At 48.5% G+C, this 674-nt stretch carries 1 rRNA gene; it reads right to left on the bottom strand.

Going from position 1 to position 674, the window contains the following annotated elements:
- Window positions 1-523, bottom strand: a 16S ribosomal RNA gene (locus B853_RS16185); the annotation flags it as partial.
- Window positions 524-674 lie beyond the last annotated feature (151 nt).

Raw genomic sequence — 674 nt, 5'->3', positions numbered from 1 at the left:
GAGTTAGCCGGTGCTTCTTCTGTCGCTAACGTCAAATAATGCAGCTATTAACTACACTACCTTCCTCACGACTGAAAGTGCTTTACAACCCGAACGGCCTTCTTCACACACGCGGCATGGCTGCATCAGGCTTGCGCCCATTGTGCAATATTCCCCACTGCTGCCTCCCGTACGGAGTCTGGACCGTGTCTCAGTTCCAGTGTGCTGATCATCCTCTCAGACCAGCTAGGGATCGTCGCTTGGTGAGCCATTACCTCACCAACTAGCTAATCCCACCTAGGCATATCCTGACGCGAGAGGCCCGAAGGTCCCCCTCTTTGGCCCGTAGGCATTATGCGGTATTAGCCATCGTTTCCAATGGTTATCCCCCACATCAGGGCAATTTCCTAGGCATTACTCACCCGTCCGCCGCTCGACGCCGCTATCGTTCCCCGAAGGTTCAGATAACTCGTTTCCGCTCGACTTGCATGTGTTAGGCCTGCCGCCAGCGTTCAATCTGAGCCATGATCAAACTCTTCAATTTAAGATTTTGTTCGGCTCAATGAATACTGAACATTACATAAGTAATGTTTGAATTGACTGTGCTGAATCTTTCGATTCAATGGTCACTTCGTATCATTGAAACCTAATTTGATACCACTTTCCGTTAAGAAAGAAATATCTAATTGGATTAT

Origin of the sequence: Vibrio rotiferianus CAIM 577 = LMG 21460, from assembly GCF_002741985.1 — a bacterium.
GTDB lineage: Bacteria > Pseudomonadota > Gammaproteobacteria > Enterobacterales > Vibrionaceae > Vibrio > Vibrio rotiferianus.
Note: the sequence above shows the minus strand (reverse complement) of the source record. Positions and strands in the feature narration are given on the sequence as shown.